12 protein-coding genes and 1 pseudogene are annotated in these 19,106 nt (G+C 65.2%); 7 read left to right on the top strand and 6 right to left on the bottom strand.

Annotated features, from left to right (window positions below):
• Positions 1-9 precede the first annotated feature (9 nt).
• The 4 genes from ACE10W_RS11995 (at position 10) to ACE10W_RS11980 (ending at position 4,003) form a co-directional block, all read left to right on the top strand.
• Entirely contained in the window at positions 10-789 is a 780-nt protein-coding gene (locus ACE10W_RS11995; RefSeq protein WP_375762598.1) for an enoyl-CoA hydratase, read from the top strand.
• 186 nt (positions 790-975) lie between these two features.
• On the top strand, positions 976-2,406 hold the full coding sequence (locus ACE10W_RS11990; RefSeq protein WP_028172306.1) for a TolC family outer membrane protein: 1,431 nt from the start codon (positions 976-978) through the stop codon (positions 2,404-2,406).
• 25 nt (positions 2,407-2,431) lie between these two features.
• A complete protein-coding gene (locus ACE10W_RS11985; protein WP_304551735.1) occupies positions 2,432-2,989 on the top strand; it encodes a hypothetical protein in 558 nt (185 codons plus the stop codon).
• A gap of 51 nt (positions 2,990-3,040) precedes the next feature.
• Positions 3,041-4,003, top strand: coding sequence for an amidohydrolase family protein (locus ACE10W_RS11980; RefSeq protein ID WP_304551733.1), 963 nt, complete (start codon positions 3,041-3,043; stop codon positions 4,001-4,003).
• 20 nt (positions 4,004-4,023) lie between these two features.
• Here ACE10W_RS11980 and ACE10W_RS11975 read toward each other — a convergent pair whose 3' ends face one another.
• The 3 genes from ACE10W_RS11975 to ACE10W_RS11965 form a co-directional block, all read right to left on the bottom strand.
• On the bottom strand, positions 4,024-7,140 hold the full coding sequence (locus ACE10W_RS11975; RefSeq protein WP_028172309.1) for an efflux RND transporter permease subunit: 3,117 nt from the start codon (positions 7,138-7,140) through the stop codon (positions 4,024-4,026).
• Between the two features lie 38 nt (positions 7,141-7,178).
• Positions 7,179-8,423: an efflux RND transporter periplasmic adaptor subunit gene (locus ACE10W_RS11970; RefSeq protein WP_304551730.1), complete on the bottom strand. Its 1,245-nt coding sequence runs from the start codon at positions 8,421-8,423 to the stop codon at positions 7,179-7,181.
• A 165-nt stretch (positions 8,424-8,588) separates the two neighbouring features.
• On the bottom strand, positions 8,589-9,989 hold the full coding sequence (locus ACE10W_RS11965) for a CoA transferase (protein WP_304551729.1): 1,401 nt from the start codon (positions 9,987-9,989) through the stop codon (positions 8,589-8,591).
• Positions 9,990-10,111: 122 nt separating this feature from the next.
• Between ACE10W_RS11965 and ACE10W_RS11960 the strand changes: the two genes are divergently transcribed.
• Positions 10,112-10,399 (top strand): hypothetical protein, encoded by a 288-nt coding sequence (locus ACE10W_RS11960; RefSeq protein WP_028172312.1) that lies wholly within the window; start codon positions 10,112-10,114, stop codon positions 10,397-10,399.
• 229 nt (positions 10,400-10,628) lie between these two features.
• Positions 10,629-11,399 (top strand): SDR family NAD(P)-dependent oxidoreductase, encoded by a 771-nt coding sequence (locus ACE10W_RS11955; protein ID WP_038965747.1) that lies wholly within the window; start codon positions 10,629-10,631, stop codon positions 11,397-11,399.
• 251 nt (positions 11,400-11,650) lie between these two features.
• Here ACE10W_RS11955 and ACE10W_RS11950 read toward each other — a convergent pair whose 3' ends face one another.
• The 3 genes from ACE10W_RS11950 to ACE10W_RS11940 are packed head-to-tail and all read right to left on the bottom strand — an operon-like array spanning position 11,651 to position 17,434.
• A complete protein-coding gene (locus tag ACE10W_RS11950) occupies positions 11,651-15,103 on the bottom strand; it encodes an error-prone DNA polymerase (protein WP_304551725.1) in 3,453 nt (1,150 codons plus the stop codon).
• Positions 15,100-16,749, bottom strand: a complete 1,650-nt coding sequence (locus ACE10W_RS11945) for a DNA polymerase Y family protein (RefSeq protein WP_161535796.1) — start codon at positions 16,747-16,749, stop codon at positions 15,100-15,102. Before ACE10W_RS11945 ends, ACE10W_RS11950 begins: the two co-directional genes overlap by 4 nt.
• Positions 16,649-17,434 (bottom strand): ImuA family protein, encoded by a 786-nt coding sequence (locus tag ACE10W_RS11940; protein ID WP_304551724.1) that lies wholly within the window; start codon positions 17,432-17,434, stop codon positions 16,649-16,651. The genes ACE10W_RS11945 and ACE10W_RS11940 overlap by 101 nt, the downstream gene beginning before the upstream one ends.
• A 166-nt stretch (positions 17,435-17,600) precedes the next feature.
• Between ACE10W_RS11940 and ACE10W_RS11935 the strand changes: the two are divergent.
• A pseudogene (locus tag ACE10W_RS11935) lies at positions 17,601-19,018 on the top strand (UdgX family uracil-DNA binding protein).
• The last annotated feature ends 88 nt before the right edge of the window (positions 19,019-19,106 follow it).

The raw sequence follows: 19,106 nt of genomic DNA, 5'->3' as shown, positions 1-19,106 counted from the left end.
GGGTGGAGCATGAGCACGTTCGAACACATCATCGTCGAAAGCCAAGGCGCGGTCGGCATCATCAAGCTGAACCGGCCGAAGATGCTCAATGCGCTCTCCTTCGGCGTCTTCCGCGAGATTGCGGCCGCCGTCGACGATCTCGAGGGCGATGATACCATCGGCTGCATCGTCGTGACCGGCAGCGAGAAAGCCTTTGCCGCCGGCGCCGACATCAAGGAGATGCAGCCGAAGGGCTTCATCGACATGTTCTCCGAGGATTTCGCCGCGATCGGCGGCGACCGCGTCGCGCGCTGCCGCAAGCCGACCATCGCCGCTGTTGCGGGCTACGCGCTCGGCGGCGGCTGCGAGCTCGCCATGATGTGCGACTTCATCATCGCCGCCGACACCGCCAAGTTCGGCCAGCCCGAAATCACGCTCGGCACCATTCCCGGCATCGGCGGCACCCAGCGCCTGACCCGCGCGATCGGCAAGTCCAAGGCGATGGACCTCTGCCTCACCGGCCGCATGATGGATGCGGCGGAAGCCGAGCGAAGCGGCCTTGTCAGCCGCATCGTGCCCGCCGACAAGCTCATGGACGAGGTGATGGCTGCCGCCGAAAAGATCGCGTCGATGTCACGGCCCGCCGTCGCCCTGGCCAAGGAAGCGGTGAACCGCGCCTTCGAGACCACGCTCGCCGAGGGCATGAGCGTCGAGCGCAACCTGTTCCACTCGACCTTCGCGCTGGAAGACCGCTCCGAGGGCATGGCCGCGTTCATCGAGAAGCGCAAACCGGTGAACAAGAACCGCTGAGGCAGCACCTGGTCAGGCCGGTGTAAGGCTCTGACGCTTTCCCGCACAACCCCTGTGACGCGCCTGCAACAAGCACGGAATACATGGGGGTTTTCCCCGCGGCAGTTTGCCTGCGGGACCCCGGCTGGTTAAACAGTTAAGAGGCCCCGTCGGCGGGGGCGGACAGCCGGGGTTTAGCGGGATTACATGATTGGGCGTGCCGCCAGAGTTGGTCGCGTGATGACGCGGCATCGATCGGGCGTGGGTCCTGTGCTTGCGACATGGACCGCGCTGGCGCTCTGTTGCGCCCTGCCCTCGGCCGCCGGGGCCGAAGCCCTGCCGGAGGCGCTGGCCAAGGCCTACCAGACCAACCCGCAGCTCAATGCCGAGCGCGCGCGGCAGCGTGCGACCGATGAGAACGTGCCGCAGGCGCTCGCCGGCTACCGGCCGCAACTCGTTGCAAGCCTCAGCGCCGGCTTGCAGTCGGTGCGCAACCTGTTGCCCAACAACACGATCCAGACCGCCAATCTGACGCCATGGGTCATCGGCGTCACCGTGACGCAGACCCTGTTCAACGGCTTCCGCACCGCCAATAACGTGCGGGCCGCCGAGCTCCAGGTGCAGTCGGGCCGCGAGGCGCTGCGCAATGTCGGCCAGGGCGTGCTGCTCGACGCGGTCACCGCCTACACCAATGTGCTGGCGAATCAGTCGCTGGTGGAGGCGCAGCGCTCCAACGTCGCCTTCCTGCGCGAGACGCTTTCCGTCACCCAGCGCCGCCTCAACGCCGGCGACGTCACGCCGACCGACACCGCGCAGGCCGAGGCCCGTCTCAACCGCGGGCTCTCCGACCTCAATGCCGCCGAAGTCGCGCTCGCGGTGAGCCAGGCAATATACGCGCAGGTGATCGGCAATGCGCCATCGCAGCTTCGGGCCGCCGAAGTGGTCGACCGCTATCTGCCGAAGAGCCGCGAGGATGCGCTGACAATGGCGATCCGTCAGCATCCAGCCGTGATGGCGGCAGGCTTCGACGTCGATGTCGCCTCCACCAACATCCGCGTCGCGGAAGGCGCCCTGCTGCCGAGCGCCAGCATCCAGGGCAGCGCCAGCAAAAGCCGCAACAACGACCCCACACTCGGCACGTTCGCAGAGGACCAGGCCTCGATCGTCGCCAACGTCACCGCGCCGATCTATGACGGCGGCCAGGCCGCCGCGCAGACCCGGCAGGCCAAGGAGATCACCGCTCAGAGCCGGCTCGTGCTCGACCAGGTGCGCAATCAGGCCCGCACCGCGGCGGTCAGCGCCTGGGTTGCGAACGAAGGCGCCAAGATCGCGGTCTCGGCCTCCGAGTCCGAAGTGAAGGCGGCGACCGTCGCGCTCCAGGGCGTGCAGCGCGAGGCCGCCGGCGGACAGCGCACGACGGTGGACGTGCTGAACTCGCAGGCCGATCTGATCCAGGCCAAGGCCCGTCTGATCGGCGCGCTGCGCGACCGCGTGATCGCCTCCTACACGCTACTCAGCGCCGTCGGCCATCTCGACGTCAAGACCTTGAGCCTGAACACGCCGGACTACCTGCCGGAGGTGCACTACCAGCAGGTCCGCGACGCCTGGCACGGCCTGCGCACGCCGTCGGGGCAGTAGTTTCAATCTTCTGGCCCCGGTGCCCATGAAGAGCCGCCGCATCCATCTGATGGGAGCTTCGGGCTCCGGCGTGACGACGCTCGGTCGCGCGCTCGCCGGGCGGCTTGCGCTTCCGCATCACGACAGCGATGATTATTTCTGGCTGCCGACCGCGCCGCCCTACCAGACGACGCGCCCCGCCGCAGAGCGCCTGCGCCTGATGCGCGAGATGTTTCTGCCGCGTCTCGATTGGGTGCTGAGCGGAACCGTCACCGGCTGGGGCAACGAGCTCGTCCCGTTCTTCGATCTTGTCGTCTCTGTGACGACGCCGCGCGAGCTTCGCTTGCAGCGCCTGCGTGGCCGCGAGGCTGCGCATTTCGGAGCTGATGCCGTCGCACAGGGCGGCTGGCGTCATGAGGAGACGGAGTCGTTCGTCGAATGGGCCTCGCGCTACGAAGCCGGCGATCGCGAGGGCCGCAGTCTCGCAAGAGATGAGGCCTGGCTCGCGGGCCTGCCCTGCCCGGTCGTGCGCGTTGACGGCTCACACCCGCTTGCGAACCTTGTCGAGCAGCTATGCAGCGAAGCGGAGCGATTGCCGGGCTGATGTGATACTGTCTCGGTCCAACCTCCAAATAACGAAGCAGGGAGAGAAACCATGCTCGACCGACGCAGCGTCCTGCTTGCCTCACTTGCCGCCGGAGTAGCCATGACCAGCAAAGCCCACGCCCGCGCGTCGCAGCCCGCGACGCCGGTCAATTTCGACGTTCCGGCGGATGCCTGCGACTGCCACACCCACATCCATGGCGATCCCGAAAAGTTTCCGTTCTTCGCAGGCCGCGTCTATACGCCGGAGCTGGCGAGCCCTGAAGAAATGGCCGCGCTGCACAAGGCGCTGCATATCGAGCGCGTGGTGATCGTGACGCCAAGCGTCTACGGCACCGACAACTCCTCCACTCTGTTCGGCATGAAGGCGCGTGGCGGAACCGCGCGCGGGGTCGCCGTGATCGACGACAAGACGACCGACGCGCAGCTCGATGCGATGCAGCAGGAAGGCTTCCGCGGCATCCGCATCAACCTTGCGACCGGCGGCATCAGCGATCCCAATGTCGGCCGGGCCCGCTTCACTGCGGCCGTCGAGCGCATGAAGGCGCGCGGCTGGCACGTGCAGCTCTACACCACGCTGCCGATGATCTCGGCGATCAAGGACCTGGTGCTGGCCGCGCCCGTGCCCGCGGTGTTCGATCATTTCGGCGGCCTCGAGGCTTCGCTCGGGCTGGAGCAGCCGGGATTTTCCGACCTGGTCGCGCTCGTCAAATCCGGCAAGGTCTATGTGAAGATCTCCGGCGCCTATCGCTCGTCAAAACTCGCGCCGGACTATCAGGACATGGTGCCCTTTGCGCGCGCGCTGATTGAGGCCAATCCGGATCGCATCGTCTGGGGCACCGACTGGCCGCATCCGGATTCGAGCCATGTCGAGGGACGGAAAGCCACCGACATCGCGCCTCTCTACCAGATCGATGACGGCCGCCTGCTCAACCAGCTTCCGGTGTGGGCACCGGATGCGGATGTGCGCAAAAAGATCCTGGTCGACAATCCGGGGCGGCTCTACGGATTCTGAGTCGCGACGGCCGCCCGCGATCAGCGCGCACGACGGGAGAAGAAGGAGATCAGGACCGGTAAGGTCACCAGGATCACGACCGGCGCCAGCATCATGCCGGTGACGACGACGACCGCGAGCGGCTTCTGCACCTGCGATCCGATGCCCTCCGACAGGGCAGCGGGCAAGAGGCCGACGCCGGCGACGACGCAGGTCATCAGCACGGGCCGAAGCTGAAGCTCGCCGGTGCGGATCACCGCGCTCACGCGGTCCATGCCTTCCTCGATGAGCTGGTTGAACTGCGACAGGATGATGATGCCATCCATGACCGCGATGCCGAACAGCGCGATGAAGCCGATCGCCGCAGAGACGCTGAACGCCGTGCCGGTGATCAACAGCCCGAGCACGCCGCCGAAGATCGCCATCGGGATCACGCTCATCGCGAGCAGCGTGTCGGTCATCGAGCCGAAATTGAACCAGAGCAGAACACCGATCAGCGCCAGCGAAATCGGCACCACGATCGACAGGCGCCGGATCGCGTCCTGGAGATTGCCGAACTCGCCGACCCAGTCCATGTGCGAGCCGGGCGGCAGTTGCACCTGGTCGGCGATCTTCTGTTGCGCCTCGCGGATCGCGCTGCCGAGATCGCGCTCGCGGACCGAGAACTTGATCGGCAGGTAGCGCTCCTGCTGCTCGCGGTAGATGTAGGCCGCGCCCGAGACGAGGCTGATGGTGGCGACCTCGCTCAACGGGATCTGCGTGACGGTCCCGTTCGGCCCCGGCGCGCCGATGCGCAGGTTCTGGATCGCCTCCGCGCTCCGGCGGTATTCCGGCGCAAGCCGAACGATGATCGGGAAATGGCGGTCGCTTCCGGGCTCGTAGAGATCGCCCGCGGTGTCGCCGCCAATCGCGACCTTGATGGTGGCGTTGATGTCGCCCGGTGCGAGGCCGTAGCGCGCGGCCTTGGCGCGGTCGATGTCGATCTGGATGGTCGGCTGCCCGAGCGAGGTGAACACCGCAAGGTCGGTGACACCCTGCACCGTCGACAGCACCTGCTTGATCTTGTTGGCGGTGTCGGTAAGCGCCTGCAGATCGCTGCCGAACAGCTTGATCGAGTTCTCGCCCTTCACGCCGGAGACGGCCTCGGAGACGTTGTCCTGGAGATATTGCGAGAAGTTGAACTCGACGCCGGGGAAGCGGTCGTCGAGCTGCTTGAGCAGTTGCGCGGTCAGCTCTTCCTTGTCGCGCGTGCCGGGCCATTGGCTCACGGGCTTGAGCGGCGCGAAGAACTCGGCGTTGAAGAAGCCGGCCGCGTCGGTGCCGTCGTCGGGACGGCCGTGCTGCGACACCACCGATTCCACCTCGGGCCGGGCGCGGATCACCTTGCGCATCTCGTTGACGTAGGTGTTGCCTTCCTGGAGCGAGATGGTCGGCGGCAGCGTGGCGCGGATCCAGAGATTGCCCTCTTCCAGCTTGGGCAGGAATTCGAGGCCGAGCAGCCGGCTGAGCGCCACCGTCATCAGCACGAGGCCGACCGCACCGCCGAGCATGATGCCGCGATTGGCGACGGCCCAATGCAGCACCGGCATGTAGATCCGGTGCAGGATCAACATGACTTTGGTCTCGGTTTCCTCGACATGCGCGGGCAGGATGATCGCGGACAGCGCCGGCGTCACCGTGAAGGTGGCCAGCAGCCCGCCGGCAAGCGCATAGGCATAGGTGCGCGCCATCGGTCCGAAGATGTTGCCTTCGACACCGGAGAGCGTGAACAGCGGCAGGAAGGCCGCGATAATGATGGCGGCGGCGAAGAAGATCGAGCGCGACACGTCGGCCGCGGCGCTGAGGATGGCGTGGCTCTTCATGCCGAACAGCGTCTCGGACGACATGTGCTCGGATTCGGACACCGGCGTCGTCTGCGTCAGGCGGCGGAAGATCGCCTCCACCATGATGACGGTGGCATCGACGATCAGGCCGAAATCGATCGCGCCGACCGACAGCAGGTTCGCCGATTCGCCGCGCAGCACCAGGATGATCACCGCGAAGAACAGCGCGAACGGAATGGTGGCGCCGACGATCAGCGCGCTGCGCAGGTCGCCGAGGAAGATCCACTGCAACAGCACGATCAGCAGAATGCCGACCACCATGTTGTGCAGCACGGTGTGGGTCGTGAGCTCAATCAGGTCGCCGCGGTCGTAGATGCGCTCGATGCGCACGCCGGGCGGCAGAATGCTGGAGTTGTTGATGGTTTGAACGAGCTGGTGGACGCGCTTGATGGTTGGCGAGCTCTGCTCGCCGCGGCGCATCAGGACGATGCCCTGCACGATGTCGTCGGCATCGTCGATGCCGGCAATACCGAGGCGAGGCCTCTGCCCGACCGTGACTGTGGCGACGTCCTTGACCAGCACCGGGTTGCCGTTGGTCTGCGAGACCATGGTGTTGGCAAGGTCGTCGATCGAACGTATCAGGCCGACGCCGCGCACCACGGCCGATTGCTGGCCGATATTGACGGTGTTGCCGCCGACATTGACGTTCGCATTGCCGACCGCCTGGAGCAGTTGCGGCAGCGTCAGGCCGTTGGCGACGAGCTTGTTGAAATCGACCTGGAGCTCGTAGGTCTTGCTCTTGCCGCCCCACCCGGTGACGTCGATGACGCCTGGCACGGCGCGGAAGCGGCGCTGCAGGATCCAGTCCTGGATGGTCTTGAGGTCGAGCACGCTGTAGTTCGGCGGGCCGACCAGGCGGTAGCGGAAGATCTCGCCGATCGGGCTGAGCGGCGAGATCTGCGGCTGCACATTGCCCGGCAGCGGCGCGAGCTGCGCCAGGCGGTTCAAGACCTGCTGCAACGCCTCGTCGTAGGTGTAGGCGAAGGAGAACTGGAGCTTGATGTCAGAGAGGCCGTAGAGCGAGATGGTGCGGATGGTCGTGAGGTTCTTCAGACCCGCGACCTGGGTCTCGATCGGGATCGTGATGTAACGCTCGATTTCCTCGGCCGACAGGCCCGGGCTCTGCGTCACGATGTCGACCATCGGCGGGGTCGGGTCGGGATAGGCCTCGATATTGAGCTGGTTGAACGCGATCAAGCCGCCGATCAGCACGGCAACGAACATGCCGACCATCAGGTAGCGCCGGTTGACGGCAAGGGCGACGAGACGATCCATTCAGGTCTTCAGTTTGTTTTCAGTTTTTGGGTCGTCGATCAGCTGCCGGACGCCGCGCGGTCGATGAACAGGCTGCCCTTGGTGACGATCTGCTCGCCGGGTTGCAGGTTGCTCGTGACTTCGACGAGGTTGCCGTTGATCAGGCCGATCTTGATCTGGCGCAGCTCGACCGACTTGTCTTCGCGCGCCACCCAGATGCGAACCTTGTCGGCTTCATAGATCAACGCCTGTTTCGGCACCGCAGGTGCCGCGCGGTCGCCGGCCGAGTAGATCGTGACGTTGGCGAACATTTCCGGCTTGAGCACGCCGTCCTTGTTGTCGATGGTGGCGCGAACCAGCAGACGGCGGGTGCTGGGATCGATCGCGGCGGCGACGTAGTTGATCTTGGCGGTCAGCGGCCGGCCCGGCAGCGCTATCACGTTGACGGTGATGTCCTGCCCGATGCACACCGCGGCCGCATCGCTCTCGCGCACGAAGGCGGTGAGCCAGACTGTGGAAAGGTCGCCGATCACGAAGACCGGATCGCTGGCGCCGGAATTGACGTACTGGCCCGGGCCGATTTTGCGCTGCACGACCGTGCCGGAGATCGGCGAGTAGATCGTGATCTCCCGATCGATGACGCCCTTGTCCTGGAACGCCTTGATGGTTTCGTCGGTGAAGCCGAGAATCCGCAGCTTGTTGCGTGCGGCTTCCAGCGCCGTCGCCGAGGAGCGCATGTCGTTCTGCGCCTGGACCTGGGTGGCTTCCGCCTGCTGATAGTCCTTCAGCGGAATGGCGTGGCCCTCATAGAGATCCTTGGCCCGCTTGAACTGGATGTCGGCAAGATCGATCGCCGACTTCGCCTTGTTCTGCGAGGTCATCGCCGCAATGAAATCGTTCTGGGCCTGCACGGTGTCGGCGGCCTCGATCGTGAACAGCGGTTGACCTTGCTTCAGCATCTCGCCGGGCTTGGCGAGCAGCTTGGTGACCCGGCCCGCATAGGGCGAGAACACCGGTGTCGAGCGGTCCTCGTCGACCGCGACCTTGCCCTCGGTGACATATTCGGCCCGGAAGGTCTTGGCCTTGACCGGCTCGATCGTCAGGGTCGCCCATTCGGACGGGGTCGGCGTGAAATTCTGCGCATTCCTGCGCGACTGGCTGGAGACCTCGGAATGACTCTTTTCCTTGGCCCCCGCATAGAGGAAGCCGTAGGCACCGGCGCCGGCGAGTGCCAGTAAAACTACGGATGAGATCACCCGCTGTTTTGTAAGCACCTGCAATCGCTTGGTATTTTCAACTACCATGGGGCCCGGTCATGTCTGCGACGATCTCGGCAAACAATTGCCTCATCGGTCGCGCTAATAGTGCCGAATTCAGATTTCAAACAACCTAAAAAACGCCCGGCACCTTTCCGTTTGCGTTAAAATTTTGCGACGCGTCAGCTCCAAGTAAGCCAAGTAAGCTCAGTGTCAGCTTCTCACCGGCCACTGCGCCGGATGACTGCCGAGCGGCATCGCCGGACGGCTCCATTGCGCCGGCGTTCTCGACAGCAGCGCCGAATGGCGCACCGCATTCAACGTGCCGAAGCCAGATGGCATGCTCTCGATGAACGCTGCATGTACGGCCTCGCCCGTAATATCCGGGGTGTCCAGTCCGCCGTCGAGCCGGCCGAGATTCCACAACCAGCGGCCGGTCTGTGCCAGCGACACGCGCACGTGCCAGCTGCCGCCTTCGCGGGCCTGGCGCGCCCTGGCCATCATCGCGCCGAACGCCATGAGATAGCCGGTGGCGTGATCGAGTATCTGTGCCGGCAATTCCTTGGGACCGTCGATGCCGGCGGCCTTCCCCTCGGCATGGTTGAAGCCGGTGGTGGTTTGCACCAGAGAGTCGAAGCCGCGCCGCTCGGCCCAGGGTCCGGCATGACCGTAGGCTGACAAAGTCACGTAGACGATGCCGGGATTGATCTTCGCTGCCTCCTCGGGCGAGAAGCCCAGAGCTGCGAGCGCGTGCGGGCGATAGCCTTGCGAGAAGATGTCGACGTCCTTCAACAGCGCACGCATCTGCGCCCTGCCCGCCTCGCTCTTCAGCTCGATGAAGGTGGTGAGCTTGCCGCGGCCGGTGTCGATGGTGAGCCAGGGAATGGCGGGCAACTCAGGCCCCGAGACCAGGAGCACATCCGCACCGTGCGCGGCGAGCGTGCGGCCGGCGACGGGGCCCGCGATGACGCGGGAGAGATCGAGCACGCGGAGGCCGGCGAGCGGGCGATCGCCTTCAGGCCACGGCTTTGGCGGGGCCTCGCCGATCTCCTCGATCGAGATCAACGGCAGTTCGGCGAGCGCACGTGCCTGCGGCAGTGCGGACCACTCGTCGTGAGAGCGCATCAGGGCAACGACGCCGCCGGCAGCGTAGGCCGCGGTTTCGAAATCCTCGCCCTTCCACCGCATCAACGCGGCCTGCACCTTCTCGCGCTCCGCCTCGCAAGCCAGCACCTTGCAGACCGCGTCGCGGTGATGCGGAAAGTTGGTGTGGCAGCGGACGAAGCGGCCATCGCCTGTGCTGTAGACGCCGGCGATGGCGTCCCGGGCCGGTGGCGGCGGCTTGTCGTCGAGCCGCAAATAGCGCTCCGAACGGCATTCGGCCACGGCATGGCGCATGTCGACATGGACGTCCTGCACCTCGCCGCTGCGCAATCGCCAGATTTCGGCGGCAGCAAGGCCCGCGGCAGCGATTGTGGTTTGGCCGGCGACAGCGACACGAAACGAGGACGGGATCTGCGGCTCTTCGCCGGTCAGTCGCACGCGTGCAAGCGCGGCCTTATCGCCGCCGGCGGAGGTCCAGATGCCCTCGAGAATATCGGCAGGGCTTTGCATGGCCGCTTCTCTCCCTTTCGGGTTATTTGTTTTGCGTACGATCCTTCCGGAAAACCGCTGCGCACTTTACCGGATCATGCTGTACTTTTCGCGACCATGTCATGATCGCAGAAAGGAATGCAATGGCCGCCATCGATCCCCTTACCGCCGGCGCCGTGTTCATCGCAACGGCGGCCACCGACGCGGTCTATGTCATGTTCACCTCCGCCGTGATCGCGCGCAAGCGCGTGCCAGCGGCGAACTGGAGCGCGGTCTGGTACCTGCTCTCCTCCTACGCGGTGATCAGCTACACCGAAAACGCCTTCTATGTCGCTTTCGCGGCGCTCGGCTCCTGGGCCGGCGCCTACGTCTCGCTGACTTACCTGCACCGCCCGCCCGGCGGCCCGCCGGTGGGGGCGGCACCGGAGTGAGGTCGTCGCCGCAGGCGAAGCAACCTAACCACACGCTCGGTGTCGTCCTGGCGAAAGCCAGGACCCATTACCCCGGTCGAATGTTGTTACAGCACGTCTTGGCCACAACATCGCACAGCAGCGCAAGTTCGTGGTAATGGGTCCTGGCTTTCGCCAGGACGACATTGGAGGAGGCACTGCGCTTCGTTCGCGACGACGGCGCGCGACCAACAACAAGGAAGACAAAACAATGGATCTCGGTCTCAAGGGAAAGAACGCCATCGTGCTCGGCGGCACGCGCGGCATCGGGCGGGCGATTGCGGCGACGCTGGCCGGCGAAGGCGCCAATGTCGCGGTGTGCGCGCGCAATGCGGATCAGGTTGCCGCCACCGTCACTGAGCTGAAGACGAGCGGCATCCGCGCCACCGGCAGCCCGGTCGACGTCACCGACGGCGCGGCGTTGAAGTCCTGGGTCGAGGGCGCTGCAAAGGAGCTCGGCGGCATCGACATGCTGTTCTCCAATGCCGGCGCGATGGCGCAAGGTCAGGATGCAGCGTCCTGGGAGCAGAACTTCCGGCTCGACGTGCTCGGCGCCGTGCATGCGTTCGATGCCGCGCGACCGTTCCTCGAGGCGAGCGGCGAGACAAGCGGCGACGCAGCCTTCGTCATCATCGCCTCGATCTCGGCGGCACAGGCCGATCTCGCGAGCTCCTACGGCCCGATCAAGGCGGCGCTGATCCACATGGCCAAGGGGCTGGCGCGGCAATATGCGAAGAAGAAGATCCGCGTCAACGTGGTCTCGCCCGGCACCGTCTATTTCAAGGGCGGCGTCTGGAACACGATCGAGCAGAACATGCCCGAGCGCTACAAGGATGCGATGAAGCGCAACCCTACCGGCCGCATGGCAACGCCGCAGGAGATCGCAAGCGCGGCGGTGTTTCTGGCCAGCCCGGTGTCGGGGTTCACCACGGGATCCAATCTGGTCGTGGACGGCGCGATCTCGAACCGGGTGAATTTTTGAGGGGCACGCTGTCATCGCCTGCGAAGGCGGGCGGTCCAGTATTCCAGAGACAGTGCGGCTAGAACCGAGAGGCCGCGGCGTACTGGATACCCCGCCTTTGCGGGGTATGACGACTGAGAGTGAGGCGCGATCGCTTCAACAAACTCGTCATTGCGAGCGCAGCGAAGCAATCCAGAATCTTTCCGCGGCAACAGTCTGGATTGCTTCGCTACGCTCGCAATGACGGCGTGGCAGCATCCCGCGCGACAACCTCAATGAAAATCCCGCGACGGCGGCAGGATGCGGACGTTGCGGGGGTGGCGGATTTTCTGTGCCGGGGCATCCGCGTGGTCGCGACGGTCGTCGTTGAGCGGCTCGATCAGGGCGGCGCCTGATGGCACCGGATGCCTGCGGGTCAAGGCATCGTTGGCCAGTCCAATCAGATCGTGCGAGCGGTCGACCATGCGCTGGGCGATGAGATGCGTCACCTTCTCGGGGCTGCTCTGGATATAGCCTTCGACCAGGATGAGGCGCGCGCCCATCACCTCCTTGCGGTACTGCTCCATGATCTTGGGCCACACCACGACATTGGCGATGCCGGTTTCGTCCTCCAGCGTCATGAACACGACGCCGCTGGCGCTGCCCGGCCGCTGCCGGACCAGCACCACGCCGGCGCAGCGGACGCGCCGCCGCTCGTTCTGATGATTGACGTCCTTGCAGGCGACGACGCGCTCGCGCGAAAACATCTCGCGCAGGAATTCCATCGGGTGGCCCTTCAGCGATAGCCGGATGGTCTGGTAGTCCGCGACCACCTGCTCGGGGCGCGGCATCAAGGGCAATGGCTTTGCATGCTCGTCGGGCTGCTCACGGGCGGTGGCGGCCTCGAACAGCGGCAACGGCACGTCATCTGGCAGCCGCCGCACCTGCCACAGCGCCTCGCGGCGATCGAGCCCGAGCGAACGGAAGGCGTCGGCATCGGCGAGCAGGATCAGCGCGCGCTTGGGCAGGCCGGTGTCGCGGGCGAAATCTTCGAGCGAGGTGAAGGGACGGCGGTTGCGGGCGGCGACGATGCGGTCGGCCCAGTCTAACGCTCCGCCGTCATTCCGGGGCGCGCCTCTTGGCGCGAGCCCGGAATCCATACTCCCGATCGTGGTTATGGATTCCGGGCTCGACGCTGACGCGTCGCCCCGGAATGACAGCTGGGAGTGTTTCAGGCGCTCCTCATCCTCGTCCAACCAATGAAAACCGTCGATCTGGCGGAAGCCGAGGCGTACCGCGCAATATTTGCCGCTCCCCTGCTCCAGCGTGTTCTGCGCAAAGCTGTAGGACACGTCGATGTCGCGCACCTCGACGCCGTTCTTGCGGGCATCGCCGACGATCTGCGCCGGCGCGTAAAAGCCCATCGGCTGCGAGTTCAAGAGGCCGCAGCAGAACGCATCGGGATGATGATATTTCAGCCATGACGAAATGTAGACGAGCTGCGCAAAACTCGCGGCGTGGCTCTCCGGAAAACCGTAGGAACCAAAACCCTTGATCTGGTCGAAGCAGCTTCTGGCGAAGTTGGGATCGTAGCCGCGCGCGACCATGTTGCCGATCAGCTTCTCCTCGTATTGGCCGATCGTGCCGACATTGCGAAAGGTCGCCATCGAGCGGCGCAGGCCGTTGGCCTCCTCGGAGGTGAATTTGGCCGCCTCGATCGCGATGCGCATTGCCTGCTCCTGGAACAGCGGCACGCCCTTCGTCTTGTGCAGCACCTTGTAGAGCTCGTCCGCGGGACCATGCTCGGGCGATGGCGAGGGATAGCTCACCTTCTCCTGGCCGTTCCGTCGTCGCAAATACGGATGCACCATGTCGCCCTGGATCGGCCCCGGCCGCACGATCGCGACCTCGATCACGAGGTCGTAGAAGGTCCGCGGCTTCAGGCGCGGCAGCATGTTCATCTGGGCGCGGCTCTCGACCTGGAACACGCCGAGCGACTCCCCGTCACACAGCATGTCGTAGACTTTCGGATCGTCCTGCGGAACGCTCGCCAGAACCCAGCGCTCGCCCTTGTGCTGGTCGATCAAGTCAAAACATTTGCGGATGCAGGTCAGCATGCCCAGTGCAAGCACGTCGACCTTCATCATGTTGAGCGCGTCGACGTCGTCCTTGTCCCATTCGATGAAGGTGCGGTCGTCCATCGCGGCGTTGCCGATCGGCACATAGGTGTCGAGCCGGTCCTGGGTGAGCACATAGCCGCCGACATGCTGGGAGAGATGGCGCGGGAATTCGATCAGCTCGGTCGCAAGCTCGACCGCGAGGTTGATCATGGGGTTTTGCGGATCGAGCCCGGCCTGCTTCACCTGCATGTCGTTGAGGCCACTGCCCCAGCTTCCCCAGACGGTGTCGGCGAGCGCGGCGGTGACGTCCTCGGTCAGGCCCAGCGCCTTGCCGACGTCGCGGATGGCGCTGCGCGGACGATAATGGATGATCGTGGCGATGATCGCGGCGCGGTGACGGCCATAGCGGCGATAGACATATTGCATCACCTCCTCGCGCCGCGAATGCTCGAAATCGACGTCGATGTCGGGCGGCTCCAGCCGCTCCTTGGAGATGAAGCGCTCGAACAAGAGATCGACCTTGGTCGGGTCGACCGAGGTGATGCCGAGCACGTAGCACACCGCTGAATTCGCCGCCGATCCCCGCCCCTGGCACAGGATGTTCTGGCTGCGCGCATAATGGACGATGTCGTGCACGGTGAGGAAGTAGTGCGCGTATTTCAGCTCGGCGATCAGCGCGAGCTCTTTCTTGAGTGTCGCACGCAGCTTGTCATCGATCTTGCCGGCGAAATATTTATCGACGCCCGCCCAGGTCAGGTCCTCCAGATGCCCTTGCGCGGTCTTGCCCGGCGGCACCGGCTCGTCCGGATATTGATATCTAAGCTGGTCGAGCGAGAAGTCGATCTTGTTGGCAAAGCGCATGGTCTCCGCGATCGCGTCGGGGAAGTCACGGAACAGCCGCGACATTTCGCGCGGAGTTTTGAGAAAGCGCTCGGCATTGGCCTCGAGCTTTCGTCCGACCGCCTCGATCGTGGTCTTTTCCCGGATGCAGGTGAGCACGTCCTGGAGGGGACGGCGCGCAGGATCGTGATAGAGCACCTCGTTGGTCGCGAGCAGCGGCACCTTTGCCGTCGTCGCGAGATCGTCGAGCCGCGCCAGGCGGCGTCGGTCATCGCCGCGATAGACCAGGCTCGCCGCCAGCCACACGCCCTCGGCGCGGGTCGCTTTGAGCTTTGCAAGGACATCCAGCGCCTGCGCCGGCTCGAAGCGATGCGGCAGGGTCAAGACCAGGAGCTGGCCTTCCGAAAACGCGAGGAGATCGGAGAAGGCAAGACGGCACTCGCCCTTCTCGATCCGCGTGACGTCGTCGCCGCGCTTGCCCCGGGTGAGAAGCTGGCAGAGCCGGCCATAGGCCGCACGGTCGCGCGGATAGACAAGAATGTCGGGCGTGCCGTCGATGAAGACGATGCGCGCGCCGATCAGCAGTTTTGGCTTGTGCAGCACCTTGTCATTGTCGAGCTCCTTGTAGGCCCGCACCACGCCGGCCAGCGTGTTGTGATCGGCAATGCCGATCACGGGAATGCCGAGGATGCTCGCCTGATGCACATAGGCCCGCGGATCCGAACCGCCCCGCAGGAAGGAGAAATTGGTGGTGATGCCGATCTCGGCATAAGCAGGCGTGTTCATGCGAAGAGACCGTGCACATACCAGTTGGGAGGAGCGGGCTTGCCGTCGGCGTCGAACACCTCCCCCTCGTAAAGACCGTCGCGAAAAATCCAGAAGCGCAGGCCTTCGGCATCCTCGATGCGGAAATAATCCCGCGTCAACTGCTTGCCGTCCTGACGCCACCATTCCATCGCGATGCGCTCGGGCCCTTCCACCCGCACCACCGCGTGTTTCGCGCGCCGCCAGGTGAATTGATGCGGCGGACCATCCGGCACGGTCGCGAACGGCACTGTGACCGGCTCCGGCTTGTCGAACAGCCTTAAGGGGCGCAGCGGCGGCTCGCCCTCGGCGCGCGCCGGCCATTCGGCCTGCATGGCGGCGGCAAGGTGATGCTGCGCCGGCGCGGCCAGCACCGCACATTCAGGGACATGCGTGTCCTGCGGCAGGTGCACGACGACGCGCTTTCCGCCGATCCGCGCCGCGATGCGGTCGATCAGCGCGGCGAGCTCGTCATTGTCGTGGACATGGGCGTCGAGATCGCGCTGCTCCTGCACCACGATCTCGGTGCGGCTCGCCGACAGCCGCACCATGTCGAAGCCGAAGCCGGGATCGAGGGGATCGGCGAGCGCATCGAGCCGCTCGCGGAACAGGCGGTCGATGACGGCGCTTCGCGTCACCGGCCGTCCGGTCTCGACCATGATCGCGCGCACCACGCCGTCGGTGCGGAAGAAGGCGGCTTCCAGCCGCCGCGCGCCCTTGCCCTGCTTCTCCATGGACGCGATCAACGTGTCGGCGAGCCGCGACAGCGTCATCGCGATCATCGTGTCGGTCGCGATCGGCTCGGCAAAGCGCTTCTCCACGATGTAGTCAGGCAGCGGCTTTCGCGGATTGATCGGCGCATCGCCCTGCCCCAGCGCATGCGCGAGCAGCGTGGAGAACCGCGCGCCGAACCGCGCCGTGATCTCGTGGGCGCCGCGCGATGCGACATCGCCGATGGTCTTCAGGCCGGCACGGCGCAGGCCGGTGGTGATGGCCTCGCCCGCGCCGAGCGCGGACACCGGCAGCCGGCTGATCGCCTCCGCCTCCCCGCCATCGACGACGATGGTGCCTGTGACCTGGCGCGTCAGCGTCCGCGCGCAGACCGAGGTGCCGGCAATCGCCGCGCTGACGGCAAAGCCTTGTCGGCCGAGCGCGCGAATGAGCGTCTGCAACAGCGCGGCTTCGCCGCCGAACAGATGCGCGCAGCCGGTGATATCAAGGAACAGCCCGTGCGGCGGATCTAGCGCCACCAGCGGCGTGAAACGGTCGCACCAGTCGGCGATGTCGCTCAGCGTCTTCGCATCGGCGACGACATCGGCGTCGAACACCCGCAAGTCCGGGCACATCGCCCGCGCATTGGCCAGGGGCTGACCGATATGCAGGCCCAGCCGCGACGCCGCATCGTCAAGCGCATGGATCACCAGCGCATTGGTCTCCTTGATGACGACGATGCTGGGCTCGTCTTTTTGTTTTGACGCGTTTTCTTCACGCGAACCGGTACCCACTTCGCTCGAAAACGCTTTGGTCTTACCCAGCCCGCCGTTGAAGAACCGCTGGATCCGGTCGATGGGCAGGCGCGGCAGCCACAGGCTGAGAATACGTCGACGGTTCACTGAACTGGCACTCATCACATTTCCATTCCATGATCCACCGGCCGCACGGGCCATGACGATTGCGCAACAGCTCGGCATCGAAGCGCGGCGCGCCCCAGGCATTCCACATCGTGCCCGGCGGCGAATGCGCCGCGCGCAGCATCCATCTGGTCTCGGCAGTCGAGGGCAGCGGCTGCGCGGCCATCCGCAACAGCAGGCCGGTGACGCCGGAGCCTTGCGCGGCCAGCGTCAGCTTGCGGCTCGCCACGAGATCGAATTGCCGCGTCTCGCCCCAGAGCTCGAGTACGACCGCGCCGAGCGCATCGCAGGCCAGTGCATCGGCCGAAGTGCGCAGCGCACTCTCGACATCGGCCGCGCGCACCATCACCACGCGGCGCGGGTCGAGGCCGAGCTCGGCGAGCCCGCTCATCGACAGCGCGCCGGCTTCCAGTTCCGAAAAATCCTGCCGCACCCACAACAGCGGCCGGCGCGCGGTCACGCGTCCCGCAACACCCATGACAAACCCGGTCGCGGCGGCGCCCTGGCGCCCCTCGCAAAACACCTCGTGGATCGCCGCGCGCGCGAGCCCGCCCTTCAGCGCGCTGTCGACCTCGCCGTGGCCAAGCGCGACGCGATCATGCTGATGCACGACCTCCGCCGTCTCGATGCGCTCGATCTGGCTGCGCAAGGTCGCAAGCGCGCTTGTGCGTGCGCCGCTCATATACGCCGCTCCTTCAGAGGTGATTGCCGGTGGCTCTCAAAAAGAGAACCAGCGGCTGGCTCATTTGTTCATGATATGTTCTAATATACAGCTAACGGCGCCCCTGGAGTCAATCGAATTGGCGCGCCCATGGATTCATGAGCGGAATCAAGAGGATTCGAGTGCCATGTACCTCGTCACCCTGGACAGCGAGACCGATTTCGACGGCTGGCGTAAAGCCGCACGCGCATTCGCGCTGCACCACGTCGCCCCGGCGGACGTGGTGTGGCACGTGCAAGGCCAGACGAAAGACCAGATGCCGCCCGGCCTGTCCGAAGCGCCGAGCCTTCCGCCGATCGAGACCGAGAGCACGTTCACCGTGCCGGCCAATTTCATCGAGCTTGCCCGCATCGCGATCCTGCATCGCGAGGGCGAGCGATTTGCGCTGCTCTATCGCCTGCTCTGGCGGTTGAAGGCCGATCACGACCTGCTCGTAACGATGAGCGATCCCGACGTGGCGCAGGCAACCGCGATGGCTGGCAGCGTGCAGCGCGATGCACAGCGGATGCGCGATCTCGTCCGCTTCCGCGAGATCGGGCGCGAGCAGAAGGCGCATTACGCCGCCTGGTTCGAGCCGGAGCATCACATCGTCGCATTCGCCGCGCCGTTCTTTGCGCGTCGTTTTGCCGACATGCCCTGGTCGATCCTCACGCCTGACGTTTGTGCCCATTGGAATGGTCACGCGATCTCCTTCACGCCCGGAATCAGCCGGACGGAGTGGCCGGCCCCAGGCCGCCTGGAGGAAACCTGGCGGCGCCATTTCCAGCCCGGCCGGCTGATGACGACCGACGCGCCGGTGAAGCTCCGGAGGAACCTCCAGGACGCATCGGTACTTGGATCGGTACTTGGATCGATACTTGGACCCCTGCTCGCCGATGCCGAACGCTGGACCGGCGGACGGATCTCCCCACGTCCGGAAGCCATCATGGGACACAAAGCCGCCGCCAACGATCTCGAAGCGCTCCGCGAGGAGGCCGCGCATTGCCGTGCCTGCCCGCTCTACAAGGACGCGACGCAAACCGTGTTCGGCGAAGGCCCGAAAGACGCCACCATCATGCTGGTCGGCGAGCAGCCCGGCGACAAGGAAGACCTCGCCGGCCATCCCTTCGTCGGACCGGCCGGGCAGATGCTCGACCGCGCGCTGGAGGAAGCCGGCGTCGACCGCAAGAAGGTCTATGTCACCAATGCGGTGAAGCACTTCAAATGCCGCGCGGAAAGATCCGCCTGCACCAGAAGCCGGCAACACCGGAAATCAAAGCGTGCCGGCCATGGTATGAGCGGGAAGTTGCGGCAATCCAGCCCGAGCTCATCGTCGCGATGGGCGCCACCGCCGCGCAAAGCGTATTCGGCAAGATCACCCCAATCGGCAAGACCCGCGGCCGGCTCATCGACCTTCCCGACGGCCGCAAGGCGCTGGTGACGGTGCACCCGTCCTATCTGCTGCGACTGCCCGACCCGGAAGCCAAAGTGCTGGAATATCAGCGCTTTGTCGAAGACCTGAAGATCGCCGCCAGCCTGCAGAGGAAATCCGCGCGCGCCGCCTAAATACGGGCGGGAAAACGCCTTTCAACCACCGCTTGTCATCCAGCCTTCAAATCCATCGCGGACAATACCCTTACCTGAAAGTTAAGGG

This window comes from Bradyrhizobium sp. B025 (assembly GCF_042257955.1).
Lineage (GTDB): Bacteria > Pseudomonadota > Alphaproteobacteria > Rhizobiales > Xanthobacteraceae > Bradyrhizobium > Bradyrhizobium diazoefficiens.
This window is presented reverse-complemented; position numbering and strand designations above follow the sequence as displayed.

What these genes read in the sequence shown, in the direction of transcription:
- ACE10W_RS11960 (WP_028172312.1), top strand. Translation starts at nt 10,112, where the DNA reads ATGGCCGCCATCGATCCCCTTACCGCCGGCGCCGTGTTCATCGCAACG.
- ACE10W_RS11990 (WP_028172306.1), top strand. Translation starts at nt 976, where the DNA reads ATGATTGGGCGTGCCGCCAGAGTTGGTCGCGTGATGACGCGGCATCGA.
- ACE10W_RS11950 (WP_304551725.1), bottom strand. Translation starts at nt 15,103, where the DNA reads ATGAACACGCCTGCTTATGCCGAGATCGGCATCACCACCAATTTCTCC.
- ACE10W_RS11940 (WP_304551724.1), bottom strand. Translation starts at nt 17,434, where the DNA reads ATGAGCGGCGCACGCACAAGCGCGCTTGCGACCTTGCGCAGCCAGATC.
- ACE10W_RS11985 (WP_304551735.1), top strand. Translation starts at nt 2,432, where the DNA reads ATGAAGAGCCGCCGCATCCATCTGATGGGAGCTTCGGGCTCCGGCGTG.
- ACE10W_RS11980 (WP_304551733.1), top strand. Translation starts at nt 3,041, where the DNA reads ATGCTCGACCGACGCAGCGTCCTGCTTGCCTCACTTGCCGCCGGAGTA.
- ACE10W_RS11970 (WP_304551730.1), bottom strand. Translation starts at nt 8,423, where the DNA reads ATGGTAGTTGAAAATACCAAGCGATTGCAGGTGCTTACAAAACAGCGG.
- ACE10W_RS11995 (WP_375762598.1), top strand. Translation starts at nt 10, where the DNA reads ATGAGCACGTTCGAACACATCATCGTCGAAAGCCAAGGCGCGGTCGGC.
- ACE10W_RS11975 (WP_028172309.1), bottom strand. Translation starts at nt 7,140, where the DNA reads ATGGATCGTCTCGTCGCCCTTGCCGTCAACCGGCGCTACCTGATGGTC.
- ACE10W_RS11965 (WP_304551729.1), bottom strand. Translation starts at nt 9,989, where the DNA reads ATGCAAAGCCCTGCCGATATTCTCGAGGGCATCTGGACCTCCGCCGGC.
- ACE10W_RS11955 (WP_038965747.1), top strand. Translation starts at nt 10,629, where the DNA reads ATGGATCTCGGTCTCAAGGGAAAGAACGCCATCGTGCTCGGCGGCACG.
- ACE10W_RS11945 (WP_161535796.1), bottom strand. Translation starts at nt 16,749, where the DNA reads ATGAGTGCCAGTTCAGTGAACCGTCGACGTATTCTCAGCCTGTGGCTG.